The sequence below is a fragment of the Roseovarius albus genome, assembly GCF_900172335.1.
Lineage (GTDB): Bacteria > Pseudomonadota > Alphaproteobacteria > Rhodobacterales > Rhodobacteraceae > Roseovarius > Roseovarius albus.
In genome coordinates, this window is record NZ_FWFX01000010.1 from 136577 (window position 1) to 155860 (window position 19284).

The following is a 19284-nucleotide window of genomic DNA, read 5'->3' on the forward strand; positions in this document are numbered from 1 at the left end:
ATTTTCCTATAAAATACTTACATCACCGCCCAATACCGCCCCAAGCGAATTGGCTTGTCCGATAACGGCCATGGTTTCTTTGACCACCTGATGGGCCAAGAACATCGCGTAACCCGGGTGGGTCGTACGCAAGTCGCTGTAGGACAGGACAGCCAGATCCATCGACACCTTGGCCCGGATCGGATTGAGGTTCGGATCGTAGGCCTCTTCGGTGATCGACAGTGATGATAGTTTGACCGGCAGAATGCGCCCCTTGCCCCAGATAAAAACGGTGAAGGGGCTCTTCATCGGCAGGATTTCGATCGTACCGATGTTCATCAAGATCGAATTGGCGATCACTGTAGCGGCCTGCGGATATATCAGTGTTTCCAGTGCCGCCAAGCGCGGATGCAGGCCGCTCTGTGCAGCAATGTCATCTGATTTTTCCAAATCATCTGCCGCATCAAAAACAGTTTCGATCTTAATGGTTTCGCTGGGCGCGCCGGCCAGCCGGAAGCTTTGCGTGCTTCCCTCTCCTTCTGCGGTACGGGCCTCAACCGTACGCGACAGGCTTTCGGGATTGATCTGAAACGGGATGACTGCCGGGATCGGAACCGGTGGCCTGAACGCGACAATCGCGCCTTTCAAAAGTCGGGGTGATCGGGAATATCCAGTCATCAGAACACCTTGTCCATGTCGCTTACAAGTTCGGTTTCGGCAGAGGTAAAGGCGGCGCTTGCATAGGATTTTAGACTGTCGTAGCTGCGCCACTGGCTGTCGGTAGAGGTAAAGTAGAGATCAAACCGGCGACCCCCTGTCGCCTCAAGTGGCAACGCCCCACGCCAGATGGTGTCGCGATAAAAGCCGAGGATTGCTGTTTTGATGGCGGTGCCATCAGAGTTCGAGGCAATGTTGTCCGCGATTGGTTGATCCACCTCTTCGCCTAGCTTGCGGTGCCATTCCGGGCTGGCCCATTGCAGCCGGTCACTGCGCACTTTGACTGCGCCCTCAACCTTGCCCGCATCCAAGCCACCAGCATGAGCTTGCAACACGATGATCTGATCGCCGTGTTGTGGGCCTCCTTCGGGGTAATAAAGTTTCTTTTGCTCTGCGGTCATGTCGGCAAAGGCAACACCCGCATCCGCGTGAGCCTCAGAGTAATAGGGCACCGTGCGACCTAGATTGCTTAGATCGGCATTGGGTTTAAAAATAAGTTTCGACGTCGGCGTTCGCACTTCGTGTTGAAACTTCAGAAGTTTGGCGAGACCTTGCAACGGATCCGTATCGCCAGAGGATCCCAACTGTGCTGCGGTGGCCGAAATGATCGAGGCCGCACGGCTTGATGGAATCCATTCGTGATTGCCTGGATCGGCAGCGCGCACTGAATCGGCAAGACGTGTCCGGTTTTTTGAGGCCCGCTTGCTTTCGGTCAGGAAGAAGGTCAAAGGCTTGTCGACACCCCCGTCGCCCGTTGCGTTGGCAGCGTCATCTTCTATGTACTTGCCGAAGGTGCCGGTCATCAGGGTCCCGGCGTTCGGCACCAATTGGGTTTTGTAGAAGCGACCCGTCACATCATTGAACTTGAAATCAAATTCCATGAGACTGCCAAAGGCGCGATCAGCGGACCCTTCGATAACGGTTTGCAGGCTGGTTGCAATCGCGTTGCCGTCCGAGCCATCCAATATCATGCGAATGATCGTTTGGGCGTTGGGTACTTGGTTTAGGTCGGCGACCAGATAATTGGAAAGGAAGTCATCAAGGTTCTGTGCTGAAAGTTCAAAATCATCAGGCGTTTCGATATGGGCTTCGACAATGCGTGTGACCCCTGTGCGGAATGTCGTGTCATGTAGGCTGCGCAAGATCGCATTAGAGGACGCGGGTCGTGCCCATGTTCCCGGGATCGCCGCATCCGCTGCAATCGCGGGTTTCGCCTGTGGCCACGCCAATGTCATGTAGCGCGCCGCATCCAATCGGTTCATGACATTCGAACGCAGGCGGGATTTCAGATCGGCGTTACCGGTGGCGTCGATGTCCTCGGCAAAGTGATCTGCCAGGCTTTGCTCGGTATCTATCCCAAAAAATTCCAGAATTTCGACCAAGGCCCGTTTTGTTTGTTCGCCTTCGGTCTGGGTGTTTTGCTGTTCATCCGTTGCGGTAGCCGGATCGGCATTGAGCGCGTCTTCTGCCGCTTCGGCTGCGCGATCAAGCTGGGCCTCTTCTTCATTGGCCCGTGCCACCAGGGCTTCAAGCTGCGCTTTCTTGTTGTTCTTGACTGCCCCGCGCCAGTTTTTCTCGGCCGCCAGTGCCTCATACGGTGCACCCGCTCGGCTATCGAGCCAGCTTTCCAGAGTTTGCGGGGTTGAATGGATCATGGGCACAACGGTTTCACCCTGATCCTGAATCACCAGTGTATGGCTTTCTCCGCCTCCTCTGACGGCAATCGGTGCCATAATTTCACCGTCCGAGGTAGCGGCATCCTCATCGCTATCTCCAGATCGTCCACCCATCCGTCCACCGGTAAAGGCAGACAGTACTCGGTTGATCAAAGTGACCAACGCATCTTCGATACGCTGACGTACATCACCGATGATCTCGCGAACTTTGCCAGCAACATTGCCTAGACCCAATAGCCGCGCCAACAGATCGATCACAATCGGCAACAATCTTCCCAACACACCTTCGACCCCGTCGATGGCCGGTTGCAAAACCCCGGTTGCGATTTCCCACATCGTATTTACAACGGTTTGAACCACCTGAATGATCCGGGCGAGTTGATCTTTCAAGAACATCAGGAAGTTCCAGATAGTCATCACCAGTTTGACCAGCGCGCCAATCGGATTGAACATGCTGGCCAACCATGTAATCGCCGCCATCACGACGCGTTCCATCAAGAAGGATTTGATTCCGTCTAGCACCATATCTTTCAGCGCTGACAGGTCACTCATGATCCGCTCCCACAGTGCCGAAAACCCGCCTGTGATCAACTCCACGACATAGCCCATAAAGAACTCGATCCGCTCGACCGCTTCTTCGCCCAACACCCGCACAGCCACGCGCCGGATCATGTCGACCGTCAGCCCCAGAATCTGCCGCGCCAGATCCAGAACACCCATCAGATCGAACCGCTCGGGGATCTGAATGTCGCCGCCCAGAGCCCCGGTCAGCCAGCTGATAATGCCCTGCTGCAAATGCGCGATGATATTGCCGCCAAACTGGCGAATACCCCCGACGACCACATCCACCAGATTTGAAAGAAACCCAATTGGATCGTCGATGATGGTTTCAAGTGCTTCCATCGCCCGTTCGATCATCTGGTAGAAGGCCGCGGGTTCGATCCCAAGCGCGTAAAGGATCGGTTCGAGCACCAGTTTCGCAAGTGCAGCCCAATCGCCGGTCAGGGCTGCCCGAGCAATCGCCAATGCCGCATTAATCGCCGCCTGATAGGCTGCAAGAATAGCATCAATGGCGGCAGCCAAGGCATCCAACAAGGCGGAAACTGCAGCTTTCAACCCTTCGCCGATAGCTTCGACCACTTCTGTTGCGACTTCAACAGCGGTGTCGATTGCATTGTTCAGCGCTTCGGCCAATGCGGGGAAATGTTCTGCCAACAATGCATTGACTGCTGCCTTAAGCGCTTCGCCCAAAGCTTCGATTGCCGCCGAAATCGCAGAAACTGCCGCATCGATCAGGGCAATCGCGGCTTCCTTAACCGCATCAATGATGTCCTTCACAGCCGAGCGTACGGCGTCAAAGACGTCGTTGATAAACTTGGTCAGCTTGTCGAACTGTTCGGCCACCCAATTTGCGGCAAGCTCCCACCAGCTTGCATTCTCGCTTTCGCGTTCCTGCCGGTCGCGTTCTTCCTGTGCTTGCCGCTCTCCATCGTCGACCTCGGCCTGAGCATCGGTTTCGGCCTCCCCAAAATCAGCCTCCACTTGCGTTTCTGTCTCAGACACTTCCGTATCAATGGTAGATTCCGCCTCTTGCCGATCCAGATCGGCCTGGGTTTCCATCTCATCCACGCGAGCCTGCTGCTCGTCCACCGCGTGTTGACGTGCGTCTTGGACCTCTTGTCTGCGATCTGCGACTTCGCCCCGCTGGCCTTCATCCGCCTCCTCGTTCAGGCGAGCGCGCTCTTCTTCAGCATGGGTCAATTCCGCATCGCGTTCGGTATCACGGGATTCAACCGCTGTCGAAACCTCTGAATTTGCCTCTTCCATCGAGGCGGCCATGGCCTCGCCGTGGTGTGCATCAAAGAGCGCGACCACTTCGGTATCAAGCTCTTTGTCACGGAACCCCGCCGCGCCCTCGACCGGTGCTTCGGCCTGATCAATTACAGGCTTTTCGCGGGCCTCCATCGTATAATCTTCGCGCAGTTCCTTTAATTCGACCTGTTCGGGTCCGGGGCCTTCTGTAACGGCTTGCGTGGCTTCCATTCGCTTGGTTTTGGCATCATCGCGGGCGGCTGTGTCTTGATCATCAACTCGTTGTGGATCGGTTCCGCCTTGCAGCGGTACATCGGGCCGGTCCCCCGCCGAGGTGTCCACATCGTTGTCAGAGGTCGAAACCCGGCTGAATGTGCGGCCCAGACCTTCGGCTTCGCCAAAAGAGAAGAAATTCGACAGCAGGTTACTGATTTCTGCGTTCAAGTCTGGCGTACCGGGATCAGCAGTTGGATCAACCTGCGCGTCTGGGGCGGGTCCCGGGGTGCCATCCTCCAATTGGACTTCGCCGCTTTCGGGTGTCTGCACCGCCTCGGGTTCATCCAGATCATCTGTTCCAGACATCTCAGCCGGAAACTCAGGCATTTGTTCCTCGAACTCTGCCTGATCCGTTTCCGCCATCTCGCCAACTTTACCGTCCAGCTGATCGTGATGCATCGCCTTCACGGATGGCGGCGCATCCTTGAAGGCTTCAATCAGACCGTCAGCTTCCTCCGCTCCCTCTACGGCAGCTTCAGCCTCGGCCTGAGCAGCTTCCGCCGCGGCTTCATCCACCTCAATTTCGGGGGCGGCTGGGGGCTCAAAAGTTGGCACCGGATCCTCGGGTAACGGTTCCCCAGCAACGACATCGCCCAGCACTCCTTCGCCACTAGGTTCAGCCAATGAACGTGAGGTATCCTCCTCGGTGCTTTCTGTCGCCGCGCCTTCTGCGTCAGCAGAGTTTTCCTGCGCGGCATTCGAAAACTCTGATGCTGCTTCGCGGTCATTGCCTTGCACAAGCAATTGCTCATCCAGTGCCTCATTGCTGCGTAGGGCAACAGTATCCATCGGCAGGACGGCCTGCGGTATGGGCACCTGGCCCTCATGTGCGACCCTTTGTTCGGTTTGCAATGCTTCCAGTTCTGCCCCATCGGCATCCGCCTCAGTCAGGGATCCATGCTGTTGCAGCACATGTGCCACTTCATGTGCTACCAATGGCTTGTCTGCACCCAACGGCAATAAAATCGCTTCACCTTGAACCGCAGCGGCTGCGTTATCTTCTGCAAGAGCCGCGTCCACTTCGGGCCCCTGATAGGCCAGCAAACCAGCAAGCGAGGTTTCGAAATGACGCTCCAACTCTGCCCGCCACGGCAAAGGCGTTGAATCTAATACTGCCAGTTCAAGTTCGGCCACACCAATATGAGGTTTCGCGGAGTCGACGGCAGCATTTGAGTTAGCAGGTACCCCACTTGGCTCCTTTACATTGACGCTCCAGCGTCGCTTGGCGCCTTGGTTCTCTTTGGCCGCTGTTTGGGGCGTCTTGCGGGCGGAGGTGCTCATGACTGCAACTCCGAAAACAGGGCGCGGGCCAGCTCTGCACCGCGCGCTTCAGGCCCGGTCATTGTCACCGGAAGGTGCCCAAGATCGATCAAGTTCAGATCGTTCAATCGCCGCCCCTCAGGCAACCCGTGCATGTCCAGCAGAGATTGCAACTGGCGCTCAAAGGCCGCGGCGGCGCGTCGGCCTTCCTCTTCGCTCATCCCCTCAAGCACGAGGGTATCAATTTCGATCACCATGCTCATGCCCACCCCCGGATCTGTGTCTCGGGTAGAGGTTTGCCAAGTTTACCAAACTCAGCCCGTGCCGCTTTGCCAAGATGGCGCATCTCGATACGGGTTCCTTCCGCTGCTGCAAGAAAGGCGGCAGACAAGGCGATTGATCGAATAAACCCACCAGAAATTGAAAGCCGGGACAAAGCTGCAAAGTCCAATTCACCAAGGGGTGCCGCTGTAGGAAATATCACCCGCCAGATCCGTTCTCGCTGCGCCGCATCAGGGAATGGAAAGTCTATCACGACACGGAACCGCCGTAAGAAAGCATCATCAACGGTGTTCTTCAGGTTGGTAGTGACGATTGCGCAACCGGTATAAGCTTCCAGCCGTTGTAGCAGATATGCGGTTTCCGTATTGGCGTGGCGGTCAAGACTATCCTTGACGTCTGATGTGCGTTTTCCAAACAGCGCTTCGCCTTCGTCAAACAACAAAACGGCGCTGGAGTTTTCCGCCGCATCAAAAATACGGGCGATGTTCTTTTCGGTCTCGCCTATGTACTTTGACACTACGGCCGACAGGTCCACCCGATACAAGGCCGCATGATCGTCAGCCTGTCCCAGTGCAGTCGCTACCAGCTCAGCGGCCATTGTTTTGCCGGTTCCGGACGGGCCAGAAAAGAGCGCGGCAAGCCCCAGACCGCGTTCTGACTTGGCTTTGAACCCCCAACTGTCCAACACCTGATGTCGGTGGTTTTGAAACTCGGCCAGATGCCTGAGCTGGGCCATCTGCGCCTCGGGCAGGATAAGATCCTCCCATTGCGCCTGTGGGCTTATGGGCTGTGCAAGACCATCAAGAGCACGGGCGGCACGGGCGCGGGCGGTCGCTACAAGGTTTGGGACCAATCCCAGAGCAAAGGTTGATCGCGCGTTGCGCACCTCCGTTGCACTCAGGAACAGATCCGGTGCCAGCTCAGGATCTGGCTCTTCAGGGTTGAATTCGGCAAGGGGGCGGCGGGTCACTGGCGCCTTATCTCCCCAGATAATGCAGGGAACCGTAACCAGATCAGCCAATCCTTCGGCATCGTCTGTCGTTAGCATGAGCCCGCCACCGAGCAAGATAAGGTCGCGGTTTACTTCGGCAGCCAACCGCGCCGCAGGCAGAGTGACAGCGCTGCGGTCTAATGCAAATCCTGCCAACCCCAGCTGTGCAAACGCGCCCTGCGCCAGCATTTCAGCCGCGTATCTGTCGGAGTGCCTGAGATGCACCAAAGGCCGATCATGCGCTTGCGCAGCCGTTTGCAACGCCAATGGCAGCAGTTCCGTTCGTTGGTTGGGGATCGCATTGCGAGCCAAGAGAATCAAGGCCTGCGATAATGCGTCTCCGGGGCTGGGATGACCGTGCAAAAATTGCGCGATGCCCGGATCTATGGACAGCTGGCGCTGCGCCAGCCCTCGACCTGCACCCACAACAACAAGGGCGGCCTGCGACAGCAAGGCATTGGTCGCCAAAGTGATAGTGGCCTCTGGCCCTAAAATTTGCGTCACAAGTGCTGGCGTTACCCTACCTTCCAATGCCAGAGGATGTGTCGCGACAGCATGTGCCGCTTTGGGGCCCAATTCTGGCCCGGCCGCCATTAAGAAAACGTCCAGTTCGGTGTCAGAAAGGCCAAAGCGCGCAATCACTTCTGCCAATCCCACAGCGCCAACAGCCGATAGCGTCTGAAGTCCCTTTTCCAGATCTGGCGGGCTTCCGGTCTGTCCAGCCAAAAGCCAGCAAACGCGCTCTCCCGCCAGATCCAGCGCCCGGGCTTGTAAAGCCGCTGAGGGTATGCGTGCTTCTCGGGTCATGGGGCCAGATCCGCCACCGGCCCGTCAAAACCCATGGCCCCCATGGTTAGGGCCGAAGCGGCGCCGCCGATTTCGACTCTGATCAGATAATTATCTGCTGGAATGTCACTCAAGTCCGCGATCACATTCATGCCATCAGTTGCGCGCGACCGACAGCGCACCGAAAAGGCGTCGGTTATACTGCCGGCTATTGGGTTGAACAGCAGGGCAGCCACCTGATCGGCCCCTACCGGATGTGACATGGTTGCAGCGACAGTCCCTGAGAACCTCCCACTGGCCTGCGCGCCATTCACCACATGTCCGGCCAGTTGCGGGTTCACAACCAAGGGCCATGCGTTCGACATTTCCCACAGACGATTGGCACCCCCGCCTTCAGGTGTGAACAGATGCTCGATCTGAAGCAGGGTCAAACCCGCGCGAATGTCAGTTGGCAATTGGACATCTACCCTGGCATTGGAGGCATTGGCAGGCACCACGGCCAGAATCCGGTCACCAAGACGAATGCGCATCAGATCCGCTGCCAGCGCAGATCCTTCGATCGCGATCCATGCCCCCGGATCAATCGAACCGGTCAGATCACGCGCCGTCCCCGCCCCGCCTGCCAAACGCGAAATACGCGTGATTGTTGGACTGCGCAGCTGCGACGTGCGCCCGCCCAATGTCAAAACCGGCAAAGCCGACCGCACAGGGGTTCGGCTCTCGATCAAAACGCAGGATACATGATATAGCGCCGAGGCACGGAGCGGTGCAGAAAACGCTGACCACAGGTTTGACAGCCCCTCCAGTTTCAGCGGGTGATCCGGATCAGCCTGTGCCGGGGTGATCCGGATCTGTTCAAACTGATCCGCCAGATCCGAGGCCAAAATGGCCTGCAGCGCCGGCGGTAAAAGAGAAGCATCAACTGGTGGGGTCACACCCCCCAAAGACGTCCGAATAACCTCACGGGTGAGCACGGGCATTTCATGCAACACCTGCATCCCGTATCCAAGCAAAATCTCGGCGTTGAGATCCATGTCCCCGGTTGCAGTCAGGATAAACTGCATATCCAATGCCAGATATGGGCTGTCCAACCGTGCGCCTTCGGTATTGCGGGCCGGAAGGCGCTCATTGGCCCAACCCGTGTTACGCGACGCGTTCCACATATAGATATTCAGCCGGTTGGTATTGTCGCTGTCCTCGTCAGTAATCCGGTCCGGAGGCTGCGCAGTGACCGAGATCAATCCCATGGCATCCAAGTTGGCATTGGATAGGCCATCGTTCAGCCGGTCCATCAAAACCGCAGTCACTGAAGCAAGGGCGAGCGCATTGGACATCGGTCAGTGCCTCTTCCATCCAAGGTAGTCGGTTAATCCGCTGCGCCCCCTGTCTTTGCCCTGTGATACCGATGTACGCGCAGCGTCATTGGCGGGTTTGCTCCGCGGCGTAGCCGGTGGCGCGGGCTGGGGTGGAGGCGCAGGTTGCCGCATCTCGACCCGCCCGATGTGAACAATTGTGTCCGGTGTAGTAAAGTGAACCGCCTCGGGCGCATCATGCACCCTTTCAGGCGCTTCTACGACATGCGTTTCGATTATTCGAAGTTGATCTGCCTCCCGATGGGTGTGTCGTGCTGACGGCTCGTCCCGTATTATTTCAACTGGAGCGTGTCTGATTGCGGCCTCAGGTACTTCTGTTGCGATGGGTGCTTCAGTTCCTTCAGACTCAGGTTCATTAACCGGAGAGACAGGCACAGAATTGTCGGTCGCAGGATCATCCGACAAGTGGTGTGAGTGGTGATTTGAGACTTGTGCCTGTTTTCTCTCCGGTTTCGACGGCGTATTATCCAATGGTTCGCGTGTCGATCTGTGATCAGTATCAAGGGGTAATTGAGACCCTGAGGGTTCCATGTTCTGCACATGTTGCGTGGGCTGTTGGGCAACGCGTTGCGATGCCACTTTGGAGGCCGTCTCCGGAGCGCGCACCGAAATTACACTGTCCTCCTCAACAAGCGCATCTGGCGTTTCTGTTGCCTCAAAGCGGGATGTTGGTCGCGGTCGGATCGCTGGCGGTCCGGTCGCCGTAAATCGCGTTGATAGGGCATCAAACAAATCGCTCATTCCCCCAACTCCCGCAGATAGATAGCCCGGCGCGCGGCGCTCATCCCAGTTATTTCGGCCTCGGACCAGCCATACCCCTGCGCCAAACTTGCCACATCTCGTACGATGGCTTTTGCAGCCTGCTCTAACCGCGTCCAAACAAATCCGGTGACATCAAAGCGCTGAGTCTGATCCGCGCCACAGGCGGCGCAGCTAAGATTCAGTTCAAGCGTGAGCCCCGGATCGGCTGAAACCAGTGCTGCCTCGGCAGCCGCACGGTATTGCGGGTTGGCCCAGTCTCCTTCCGGGGCCAGGCAAACAGGGTCGAACGCCCTGCCCAGCAGATCAGACAGGCGCGGCAGCCGGATGTTGTGCTTCTGGTCTCCACATCGAAAGGTGATGCTGGACTCGGATTTTGCCTTTGGGGGTGCAAATTCTCCTGGAAGTGTGAATTCCACATCCGTATCGCATGCGGAACACGTTAGAACCGCCGCCTGCTCTTTGCCAAATTGGTCTTGCAAAAACTGCCACGCAGCACGATCCACATCACCCAATGTGGCGTCAGATCTCGCACCGCCGGCGCACGCCAACAGTGCGGCCCTTGCCGCAGGATGTGCAGTCATCCCCTGTTCATATAATTCGAGAATGACGCGACCACTTGGGTCCGCCCGCATCAGCTTGCAGGCTCAAGAAATTGAACTTCCGCAGGTTCGGCAACATCATAATCGCGTTCCCAACCTTCGCATTCCAGCTTGATCGACTGGATTGCGACCGCATTCGCATTGGCATCCAATTCGGGCATCGCCTGATACTCTGACACCCAACACCGAAAGATTCGGTAGGAAATGGCCAACTGGCCAGATTCGTTGAAAAAATCCAAGATTACATCTTTGCGGAAATCAGCAAGTGACACTTCGGCCCCTAAACCAGAACCGAAGTTCCACACCTTGTTGGCCCATTGCTCAAACTCGACATCATGGGTCACGCCACGTTCTAGGGTAATCCCCTCGAACATTGTGCGTCCGGGGCTTTTGCGCGGGGTCGAGGGATCACCGCCTTCGCGATGTTCGACGATCTCCGTGGTGCGCTTTAGCGGACTGACTTTGGACACGCCTGCAACATATCGGCCGTCCCATTTCAGGCGGAATTTGAAGTTCTTATAAGGATCAAAGCGGTTTGCGTTGACTGTAAACTGTGCCATCTCAAAATTCCTTCAAACTCAAGCTGCGTTGGGGAAACGTTGTTGGATTCGGACCACGACAAATTCAGCCGGTCGCACCGGGGCAAATCCAACGTAGACATTGAGAATGCCCAGATTGATGTCAGCCTGCGTGGTAGTTTCGCTGTCACATTTCACCAGATAGGCATCGCGGGCCGAGGCCCCCTGAAAGGCACCTTGTCTGTGAAGCTGGTTCATGAATGCGTTGACGTTCATCCTGACATTCGCCCATAGCGGCTCGTCATTGGGCTCAAAAACCACCCATTGCAGCCCACGCTGCAAGGAATTTTCGATGAACAGCGCCAGTCGCCGCACATTGATGTAGCGCCATTCACTAGCCCGGGCATCCGCACCATCCAGCGTACGGGCCCCCCACATGACTGAGTTGTAGACCGGGAAGGTCCGAATGGCGTTCACGCCCGAGGTGTTCAAAGGCCCTTGTTGCCTGTCGGTCATCACATCGATTGGTGTCCCGCCGGAAACACGCGCCTCTGTGCCAGCGGGCGCTTTCCATACGCCTCGCGCCCCATCGGTTCGCGCCATTAACCCGGCGGCCATACCAGATGGGCCAATGACCCTCGGCACCAAGGGATTCAGCGGATCCTGTCCGCTTACACGCGGGTAGTAGAGCGCCGAATTAGGCCCGGCCGCAGCCCCAAGTTCTCCCAGATAGGTCTGGAAATTTCCTCGGTTCACGTCCGGGGCCGGATCAACCACTAGGAAGGCAAAGTTGTTCCGGCAATAGGTATAGGCTTCCTGATAGATCGCAACAGTCGAGGCATGCGCGGCTTCATTAAAGCTGGCCGCCCCCGGCAGGCACAACAAGTTGAAAACCTGTGGCACGATCTGGTTCAAGGCGTAGATCCCGGTTGGTGGGGTTGCCGCTTCGCTTCCGCGCAGCGTGGCCGAAGACACGGCCACCCATCCGGCATCGCCCTCCATCGTGCCATCTGCGCCGGCTGTGGCGCTGCCCATGACGCTGAAATCACCGGCAACCCCCTCCAGCAAATCATCAAGAGAGGTCGCATCCGCACCACCAATTTGGGTGCGCGTCGGTAAGTTTGCGGCGTTTTGTGTGGCGCGGATCAACTCGCTGTTTTCGCGCAAAACATCCTCGACAAAGCGTGGATCCCCCGCTGTGATTGACACATCAATGAATGCCTCTTCACGCAGCACGGTGGTCAGTGCGGCATCATATTCGCGCACCAGAATGGTGTAATTCGTTCCAGCATTGGTATGCGCCAATCCAATCCGTACGGTGTTGGCCCAGGCCCCATCAGAGGTTGCTTCGAAATCGACGTCTCCGCCAATCTCAACTTCAGCAGTGTCCGCTGCACCAGCAGTGACGCGAACGACAAAGGCCACCGAACCCCCGTTCAGAAAGAAAGAGCGAATGGCGTAAGATGTTTCGGATCGGGCGTGCAGGCCACCGAAGATACGCTCAAACTCACCAAATGAGGTCACGCGCGTGGCCTCGTTCACCGGGCCACGCGCAAAAGTCCCGACAAAAGCTGTATTAGACGTGGCCACACCGGCAATCGGCCGGGACCCGCTTGGGATTTCTCGGATGAAAACTCCGGGTGTGTCGAACATGAGATAAACCTTCCCTCTGTCTGGCGGGCCAGGCGAAATTTCAACTGGCCGCAAAAATTCGCGAGCCAACAGCGCATCATGCACGTTAGCAAAGCCGACACGCGTCAGCGAATATGCGTCTTGATGGACATTTTTATGGGTGGCCGGTGAATATTGACGACCTGGAAATCAAAATACGGGGACGACGGAAATGTCGCTGCTCGATGAATCGAAACTCAAACCAAAATGTCTTCTCTCTAGGGTAGAACGTAACATATTTCCCCCCATCAAACAACACTTCTAGGTTGTCAGAAGCGTGCTATGCACATCGCGCTGTGCACGAACTTTATCCGTTACCGCTTGGCAAGCAACAGCAAGTGCGTTTAACCAAACATTCAGCAAGCTGCTATGTGCTTCGTTTTACGAAAGGAATGCAGCGAGGCAATGTCATTTCCCGCGTCTTAAATCGATCGGCATTGTCAGGTTAACTTCCCATGGCAGAAAACAGCGCATTAAAATCGCAACAGGCTTCCAGTTCTATGACACAATCGTCGCAGTGATCGAATGCAGTGACCCGATTCTGGCGATACGTTAAGGCAGTCATCTTGGGTTTTGTCGCTTAAAATTTGCCCTGCTTCGAAACAGCCTTCCCCAGACACACTTATGCTGCGAGGGTGGCGAACTGCTTCTAAGCGACGACCTATGTCAGCATTGCGAAAAGCTGCGCCACGGCTAACGCAACAGCCCCTTAACAACTGTGGCCATTAGACCGGTCGGCGCGTGCAAGTGCTGCAGATCGCCTATTGCCGTAACCAATCCAGACAGGCTGGAATAGATTAATCCGAACTGCCGAAGTTTAATCGATAGGCCGGTACTTCGTCACACACTTTGGCAAGAGGCGCGACGCTCACAGTCTAGTCGGGACGGGCGGGCACCCAAGAGATCTAATTTGAGCAATTTCGTGTTGCCCCAATTAATTGACTTCTCGTGAGAACAGAAATACTTTTGAAAGGCTTAGGAAGATTGGTAGCAAGTATGCGGAATAGAGTTGGTAACAATCAAGACCAGCTTACCCAATCACGGGTGTTTAGTGGGCACCAGATCCGAGAAGTCGTTCTCATATTTGCAATATGCATACTGGCGCTAAGCGCTGTTGTCGCTTTTGGTCACTTGACCGGAACCAAGATCAGCCATCTCACCAAGGACCCGTTGGTCGTAACCAAGGGCCGGGTCTATTTGGGTATGCAGTCTAATTTTGGGGTATTGATCTGGTGGTCAGGCGCAGTCATCGGACTGTTTACAGCATTATTATTGCGTCAAAGATTGGCGAGCAGTTTCCTTTTCCATCTGAGTTTATTCACGGCGTTTCTTACCCTGGATGACATGTTTATGTTCCACGAGAGGATCTGGCCAAGTATAACTGGCCTTAGCGAGACGCGTTTGTTTTTAGTATATTTTTTATGGGCCACTTTGATTTTTTTTCTGGGGAGGAAAGATATAGTAAGAGCACCCGTTTTGAGCCTGATTGTCTCGGTGGTCTTTTTTGCTTTATCCGTTGGGCTTGACCGGCTTCCAAACAGTCAATTGCAAACTCTATTCGAAGATGGGGCCAAATTTATCGGTCAGGTGTTCTGGACATTATTTATTATCCGGACTGCTCTCTCTCATTTTGAAAAAACCGAACAAAAGATGCTCGTTAGATAGTTACGCTCTGCGGTATCGTGATCGACTCTGTTAAGTCATGAGAGCATCACAACATGTCATCAATGCCAGTGTTCAGAGTTTTGGAACCAAAGGCGGCCTAAACTAAGAGAGGGTTCGGCTCATCTGGTTAATTAACGCGACAACACCACGGAAGAAAACAGTTCTGGAATTCCTAGCTTTGCCGGTGTTTGGCGGGCAACTAGGTGGCATTCTTCAACCAAACAAATGATTTCCAGTTTTTCAGATGCGGCGTTTCTCGTCCCCGGTCGAATTGAAAATTCGCTGAAACAATTGCAAGTCGCGGGCAAGTGCCGCAGATCGCTTATTGTTGCAACCAATCCAGACAGGTCGGAATGGATTGATCGGAACTGCCGAAAGTCAATCGATACGCCGGTACCTTGTCACACATTTTGGCGAGAGGAGCGGCGCTTGCTGTCTGTCGGGAGGGGCGGGCGCCTGAGAGAATGCATTCAAAAAACGCTTCAGGAGGGGCGACTCGCTCGACCTTTAGATCTGCCCCTTCGAAAAATTTAGGCATGACAATCGCGCGAATTATATGGCGCGTTGCGATCTGACCGGCTGCAGGGATCTGTAAATAGCTGACACCCTTTCTCAAGCTGCCCTCTTTTCCGTGACAGTCTACCAGTGCTTTCACTTCGGGAAGCTCGCGTGCCCCCGGTTTCACGGCGCTGCCGGTAGGAAAGGCCATCAAATCCCGGCCATCAATGTGCAACGGCAAGTGATCGTCTGCGAGAAAGCCGCATCCTGCGGCCACTAGACCTTGCGCCAGGGTGGACTTGCCATGCCCGCTGTCGCCCACAAAGAGCAAAGCACCTGTGTCGCCTCGCACCGAGGACCCATGGAGAATTGACCCGACCCTGTCAGCGCCACACAGGATCTCGGCTGCTTCCCGCACCAGGAAGTAACGTGCTTCATCCCGCGTAGAGCGCCCCCAGATGGCTTCGCCTTCAAGGAAAACGCCCCGCCGGCCACCGTTCTGCGATACACATCGCGCGCGTTTGGTCGGAGTGCAAACGCCTTTGGCGGCACGATACCTTCCCAAGATTTCGTCCAGTTGGTCAGCAAGTTTTTGATCGTCTGTTTCAATGACAAAGCACCCATGCGGCGAAGCATAGGTGCGCATGTGGGGTGCGTCCCGCCCGTCATCATACACCGGTTCGGGATACGGGTAGCGTTCGGTCGCGAAAAGGCCGACGTCTTGCCATTCTGACAAGGCCGCGACCGCGCGGCACAGAACATCTTCTTCTGTCGTCGGGAAGAACCCTGAATGGGAAAGACGCGCCAGCAACTCCGACTCGGAGGGCGCGTCTTTGACACACTCGATGAGATCGCGTCCAAAGCCATCTGTAATCAAGATTGCCCCAGTCGCCCGCGAGTGCAAAACGGTGTGCCCGTTCAGCTGCGAGATCTCAATATCGTATGCGCTTTCAGAGCATTCTCTCACAAATGCGACAAACGTTCCAAAATCACACTTCCCAGTATCATAAGTTTTATTCACAGAACCTCAGATGCTAGGTTAACTGATTAAATGGAGCGATCTGAAAGCTGGTCTTAGTCGTCGTCACCAACACTGACTTTTTTAATGGGAGGGTCGTAAGGAGGGTCCTGAGGAGGATCGTTCCGACCACTTACGCTTGCAAGCGAGACTGAAGTCGACGCTGAAAGCGCGACTGCAGACGCACCGGCAACACCAGCTGTGTACTTGGCCAGTGAGGCAAGCACTTCGCGACGATCTGCGTCTTTCAATTCTTCGTTTGTTTCAGGATCTTTATCGTCTAATGACATATTAAACCTCTACGCAATATTATTACTTTACGGGATCTACATAGCACGCTTGCTGCTGGAAATCACGTTATTAGTGCCTTATTGTGGCCACAATTCCCTTGAATGCTTTGTTTTCATGCATTTATATCAATCGCATGCCGTTGTATTAATGTCAATTAACGAGAGATTAGTGCGGCAGGTGAAGCTGACTATGACTTTCAATTTTTTAGATTAGATACGGATGATTCGATTTGTGCCCAGTGAACTGGCATCCAGGAGTAAACAAGAGGCGGAAGACCAAAAGCCTTCGGAAGCACCTTTCGAAAACCTACGCTGATCTCCGCGCTGATCGAGAGAATATCGAACTTCGCCTCGAACTAGCGCAATCTTTGGTGAAACTAGGGCGGTTGGACTTGGCAAGGCGCCATGTTTTTCGCGTTACAAATGAGCCCGATCTCAACCGTCACCAACGGCGTTTGGCAGGCGAGCTGCTATTCAAACTTGGGCACCATGCGCAAGCCGTCAAGCTTCTCGGGCCAACCATTAAAGGAGAAAAAGGCGATGCAGACGCGCTTCGCACAATCTCGGCCATTCGGTGCAAGTACGAAGACTTCCTTGGTGCGCGGCAGGATCTAGTCTTGGCCTCGAAATTGGACCCTTTTATTCACGAGGTATCAAACGACAATCGACCGACGGTCCTTCTGGTGCGCTGTGCCGAGGGTTGCTTTCTGAACGCAGTCCGGGACATGGAAACGGGGATCACAGAACGTTTGCGAAAGCGCGGTCATTTTTCCACTGACGAGTTCATTTCAATCGATGACTTCAACGTCATCCTATACGATATGGTTAAGGGTTTCACGCCTTCGCCCGAGGACATTCCGAAAGTTGATATGATCCTCAACACAGCGAGCGACGGTGACTCAAACGGGCCGTTGTTTCCGTGGATGTCCGAGATGCTTGAACTTTTCGCAGGGGTCCCGGTCCTGAATCATCCGAGGCAGGTTGCAAAAACCACCCGAGATCGAAACGCATTGCGCTTGGGTAACATACCGCACGTGCTGTTTCCCAGGACGCAAAACTTGGGCTACAATGGCCATGCTCTATCCTTCTTGAACAAGTTGAAGGACGAAGGGTTCAGTTTTCCGCTCATCATCCGGATTCCGGGCACCCAAACCGGGATTACTGTAAAGAAGCTGGAGAATTCAAACGAAGCCCTCGACTATCTCGTTTCGAAAGAAGGCGCGGATGAGTTTTACGTCACTGAGTATGTAGACTGTAAAAACACCAGTGGTAGGTATACGAAGTGCCGGTGTTTTTTCATTGATGGACGCTTCTACCCTGTCGCTGGCCTGAGCAGTGATTGCTGGCAGATCCATTCCGGTGATCGCTATCGGATCATGGACAAAGAGCCAGACACGCAAGAACGGGAAAAAAGATACCTTTCAGATCCCGAAGATTTTCTTGGGCCCGAGGTATTCCAAGCGCTCCACGACGTGCGCGATGTCATAGGGCTAGAGTTCTTCGGAATTGATTTCACCGTCACAAACGACAATCGCTTGCTGATTTTCGAAGCGAATGCCTCGATGCGGCACAACTTCGATCATGCCGACAACTTTCCCTATACCCGTCCTTACCTTGAGACGATCAGTTGGGCTTTTAACACAATGCTGCGGCGGAGGTGCGGGCTCACTTAACCGATGCAGCCGACATCCGCACGGAGTCGAAACATCAAACGGTCGCTGGTCTGGGCGAAGGCACTGCGACCATGAAGGATTTTGGTGTTGTGCAGGCAGATGACGTCGCCCGCTTCAAGCTTTATGCGATGCTGCAAACTGTCATTTTCCAGGACGGCGTCAAGTCGCCGGACCGCTGCCAAAGCAGGTTCTGGCAGGGGCGGGTCTGCCTCTTCCAAGTCCATATCCAGTTGACTGCGGTAATACCGGATGTGGGGACCAGACGCGGTTTCCCAAAGGATTGGGACGCGTAGCTTTCCGAAAGGGTAGATCGGGAAACTCAGCACTTCTTGTGTAAAGTCATCGAGCGCGTTGATAACATCTTCAACGGTCGCCAAAGTTGTTTCTCCGCCCTCTGCGTCTGGGCGGATCATCTGAAAAGCAACAAATTCGTGCGGCGAGGCGCGATAGCTTGAATCCGTATGCAACGGGATCTTTTGATTTGTTCGGCTATAAGCTGTTGCGTTGTTGCCAATGGGATCGATGCCTTCTTTGATCGCGACGCGCGTGCAAGACACCCGTTCGATCATGTCTGGTTTTACCCCTTCCTTATGTGGCAACCGACGCGCCATCGCTTTGGCAAGCGCCGTTCCCGCGTCGGGGCTATCGGTCTGGGGAAACCCTCTTAGAACGACAAAATGGGGTGCTTCGACTAGCCGACGCGCTAAGTCGTCAAGAATCTTTTCGTTTTCTGGGTTTGGTGCATCCAGCACCGTTTCAAAACCAGGGGAGACTTCCAAAACTGTTTTCATACGAGCACCAACACCCAATCTAAAGATCGATTGCGATGTTAGACCGCACTGCCCGCTTTGACAATCGCACTTCAATTATGTCCGATTTCGTATGGCGTAGAGGGTTGATATGAAGCGCTGAAAACTTTCCGGTATCTCCGCACAAAACGGCCATTCCCGGTGAACCGCTGAATGACCGCTATGCACTGATTGCACCCATCGGCTCAGTTGAGAACATTAGAGCCCAATATCGACCAAGTGGGGCCACCTCTTTGCTTGGGCTGTGATGGCAATTCTGACCGAAGAGGTCATCTAGTAAAAAAATTAGGCAGATTGAAAATCACACGTTAAGCTATCGATATTGGTAACTCACACCGCAAACTCAATTATCTATATGCGAGGAAACAATGTTCAATCATACAGCATTCAGCACGCTTTTGAAGATTACAAGCAAAGCAGCCTACGGTGTCGTGATTGTTTCCCTTTCCGCTGGACTAGTGGCCGCCGAACAACATGAAATGGTGTCCGTCACCAGAGTTTTTGGAACCAATGTGGGCCTAAACTAAGTGAGAGTTTGGCTCATCTTGTTGGTTTGATTATGCGGCGTGTTTGCGGTGATGCAAGCGCCGCGCTTCGAGCGTCTTCAGTTTGATCCTTTCGCGTTGTTT

14 protein-coding genes are annotated in these 19284 nt (G+C 54.8%); 2 read left to right on the forward strand and 12 right to left on the reverse strand.

Annotated elements, in window-relative coordinates; all coding sequences use genetic code 11:
* Positions 1-6: 6 nt before the first annotated feature.
* Genes ROA7450_RS15170 through ROA7450_RS15205 form a run of 9 tightly spaced genes read right to left on the reverse strand, consistent with a single transcriptional unit; the run spans position 7 to position 12684 of the window.
* Positions 7-657, reverse strand: a complete 651-nt coding sequence (locus tag ROA7450_RS15170; RefSeq protein WP_085806737.1) for a CIS tube protein — start codon at positions 655-657, stop codon at positions 7-9.
* A complete protein-coding gene (locus tag ROA7450_RS15175) occupies positions 657-5741 on the reverse strand; it encodes an eCIS core domain-containing protein (RefSeq protein ID WP_085806738.1) in 5085 nt (1694 codons plus the stop codon). The genes ROA7450_RS15170 and ROA7450_RS15175 overlap by 1 nt, the downstream gene beginning before the upstream one ends.
* Positions 5738-5983 (reverse strand): hypothetical protein, encoded by a 246-nt coding sequence (locus ROA7450_RS15180; protein ID WP_085806740.1) that lies wholly within the window; start codon positions 5981-5983, stop codon positions 5738-5740. The genes ROA7450_RS15175 and ROA7450_RS15180 overlap by 4 nt, the downstream gene beginning before the upstream one ends.
* Complete coding sequence (locus ROA7450_RS15185; protein ID WP_085806741.1) at positions 5980-7800, reverse strand: ATP-binding protein; 1821 nt, start codon at positions 7798-7800, stop codon at positions 5980-5982. The genes ROA7450_RS15180 and ROA7450_RS15185 overlap by 4 nt, the downstream gene beginning before the upstream one ends.
* Positions 7797-9113, reverse strand: coding sequence for a Pvc16 family protein (locus ROA7450_RS15190; protein ID WP_085806742.1), 1317 nt, complete (start codon positions 9111-9113; stop codon positions 7797-7799). Before ROA7450_RS15190 ends, ROA7450_RS15185 begins: the two co-directional genes overlap by 4 nt.
* A gap of 3 nt (positions 9114-9116) precedes the next feature.
* On the reverse strand, positions 9117-9893 hold the full coding sequence (locus ROA7450_RS20815; protein ID WP_143534479.1) for a hypothetical protein: 777 nt from the start codon (positions 9891-9893) through the stop codon (positions 9117-9119).
* Complete coding sequence (locus tag ROA7450_RS15195; RefSeq protein WP_143534480.1) at positions 9890-10495, reverse strand: hypothetical protein; 606 nt, start codon at positions 10493-10495, stop codon at positions 9890-9892. The genes ROA7450_RS20815 and ROA7450_RS15195 overlap by 4 nt, the downstream gene beginning before the upstream one ends.
* A 50-nt stretch (positions 10496-10545) precedes the next feature.
* Positions 10546-11073 carry a phage tail protein gene (locus tag ROA7450_RS15200; protein WP_085806744.1) on the reverse strand — a complete coding sequence of 176 codons (528 nt, stop codon included), beginning with the start codon at positions 11071-11073 and terminating at the stop codon, positions 10546-10548.
* A gap of 18 nt (positions 11074-11091) precedes the next feature.
* On the reverse strand, positions 11092-12684 hold the full coding sequence (locus ROA7450_RS15205; RefSeq protein ID WP_085806766.1) for a phage tail sheath family protein: 1593 nt from the start codon (positions 12682-12684) through the stop codon (positions 11092-11094).
* A gap of 966 nt (positions 12685-13650) precedes the next feature.
* Between ROA7450_RS15205 and ROA7450_RS15210 the strand changes: the two genes are divergently transcribed.
* On the forward strand, positions 13651-14367 hold the full coding sequence (locus ROA7450_RS15210) for a DUF8692 domain-containing protein (RefSeq protein WP_143534481.1): 717 nt from the start codon (positions 13651-13653) through the stop codon (positions 14365-14367).
* Positions 14368-14689: 322 nt separating this feature from the next.
* Here the strand turns inward: ROA7450_RS15210 and ROA7450_RS15215 are convergent, their stop codons facing one another.
* Both ROA7450_RS15215 and ROA7450_RS15220 read right to left on the reverse strand, forming a co-directional pair.
* Positions 14690-15832 carry a phosphoenolpyruvate carboxykinase (ATP) gene (locus ROA7450_RS15215; protein WP_159454064.1) on the reverse strand — a complete coding sequence of 381 codons (1143 nt, stop codon included), beginning with the start codon at positions 15830-15832 and terminating at the stop codon, positions 14690-14692.
* 107 nt (positions 15833-15939) lie between these two features.
* Entirely contained in the window at positions 15940-16173 is a 234-nt protein-coding gene (locus ROA7450_RS15220; protein ID WP_085806749.1) for a hypothetical protein, read from the reverse strand.
* Between the two features lie 392 nt (positions 16174-16565).
* Between ROA7450_RS15220 and ROA7450_RS15225 the strand changes: the two genes are divergently transcribed.
* Positions 16566-17846: an ATP-grasp domain-containing protein gene (locus ROA7450_RS15225; protein ID WP_143534482.1), complete on the forward strand. Its 1281-nt coding sequence runs from the start codon at positions 16566-16568 to the stop codon at positions 17844-17846.
* On the opposite strand, the gene ROA7450_RS15230 is transcribed toward ROA7450_RS15225, so the two are convergent.
* Positions 17843-18637: a TauD/TfdA family dioxygenase gene (locus ROA7450_RS15230; protein WP_085806753.1), complete on the reverse strand. Its 795-nt coding sequence runs from the start codon at positions 18635-18637 to the stop codon at positions 17843-17845. The two genes, ROA7450_RS15225 and ROA7450_RS15230, sit on opposite strands and share 4 nt — an antisense overlap.
* Between the last annotated feature and the right edge of the window lie 647 nt (positions 18638-19284).

Excerpts from the sequence above, each read along its gene's own strand:
- ROA7450_RS15185 (WP_085806741.1), bottom strand. The coding sequence starts at position 7,800 with ATGACCCGAGAAGCACGCATACCCTCAGCGGCTTTACAAGCCCGGGCG.
- ROA7450_RS15230 (WP_085806753.1), bottom strand. The coding sequence starts at position 18,637 with ATGAAAACAGTTTTGGAAGTCTCCCCTGGTTTTGAAACGGTGCTGGAT.
- ROA7450_RS15200 (WP_085806744.1), bottom strand. The coding sequence starts at position 11,073 with ATGGCACAGTTTACAGTCAACGCAAACCGCTTTGATCCTTATAAGAAC.
- ROA7450_RS15205 (WP_085806766.1), bottom strand. The coding sequence starts at position 12,684 with ATGTTCGACACACCCGGAGTTTTCATCCGAGAAATCCCAAGCGGGTCC.
- ROA7450_RS15220 (WP_085806749.1), bottom strand. The coding sequence starts at position 16,173 with ATGTCATTAGACGATAAAGATCCTGAAACAAACGAAGAATTGAAAGAC.
- ROA7450_RS15180 (WP_085806740.1), bottom strand. The coding sequence starts at position 5,983 with ATGAGCATGGTGATCGAAATTGATACCCTCGTGCTTGAGGGGATGAGC.
- ROA7450_RS15170 (WP_085806737.1), bottom strand. The coding sequence starts at position 657 with ATGACTGGATATTCCCGATCACCCCGACTTTTGAAAGGCGCGATTGTC.
- ROA7450_RS15195 (WP_143534480.1), bottom strand. The coding sequence starts at position 10,495 with ATGACTGCACATCCTGCGGCAAGGGCCGCACTGTTGGCGTGCGCCGGC.
- ROA7450_RS20815 (WP_143534479.1), bottom strand. The coding sequence starts at position 9,893 with ATGAGCGATTTGTTTGATGCCCTATCAACGCGATTTACGGCGACCGGA.
- ROA7450_RS15190 (WP_085806742.1), bottom strand. The coding sequence starts at position 9,113 with ATGTCCAATGCGCTCGCCCTTGCTTCAGTGACTGCGGTTTTGATGGAC.
- ROA7450_RS15175 (WP_085806738.1), bottom strand. The coding sequence starts at position 5,741 with ATGAGCACCTCCGCCCGCAAGACGCCCCAAACAGCGGCCAAAGAGAAC.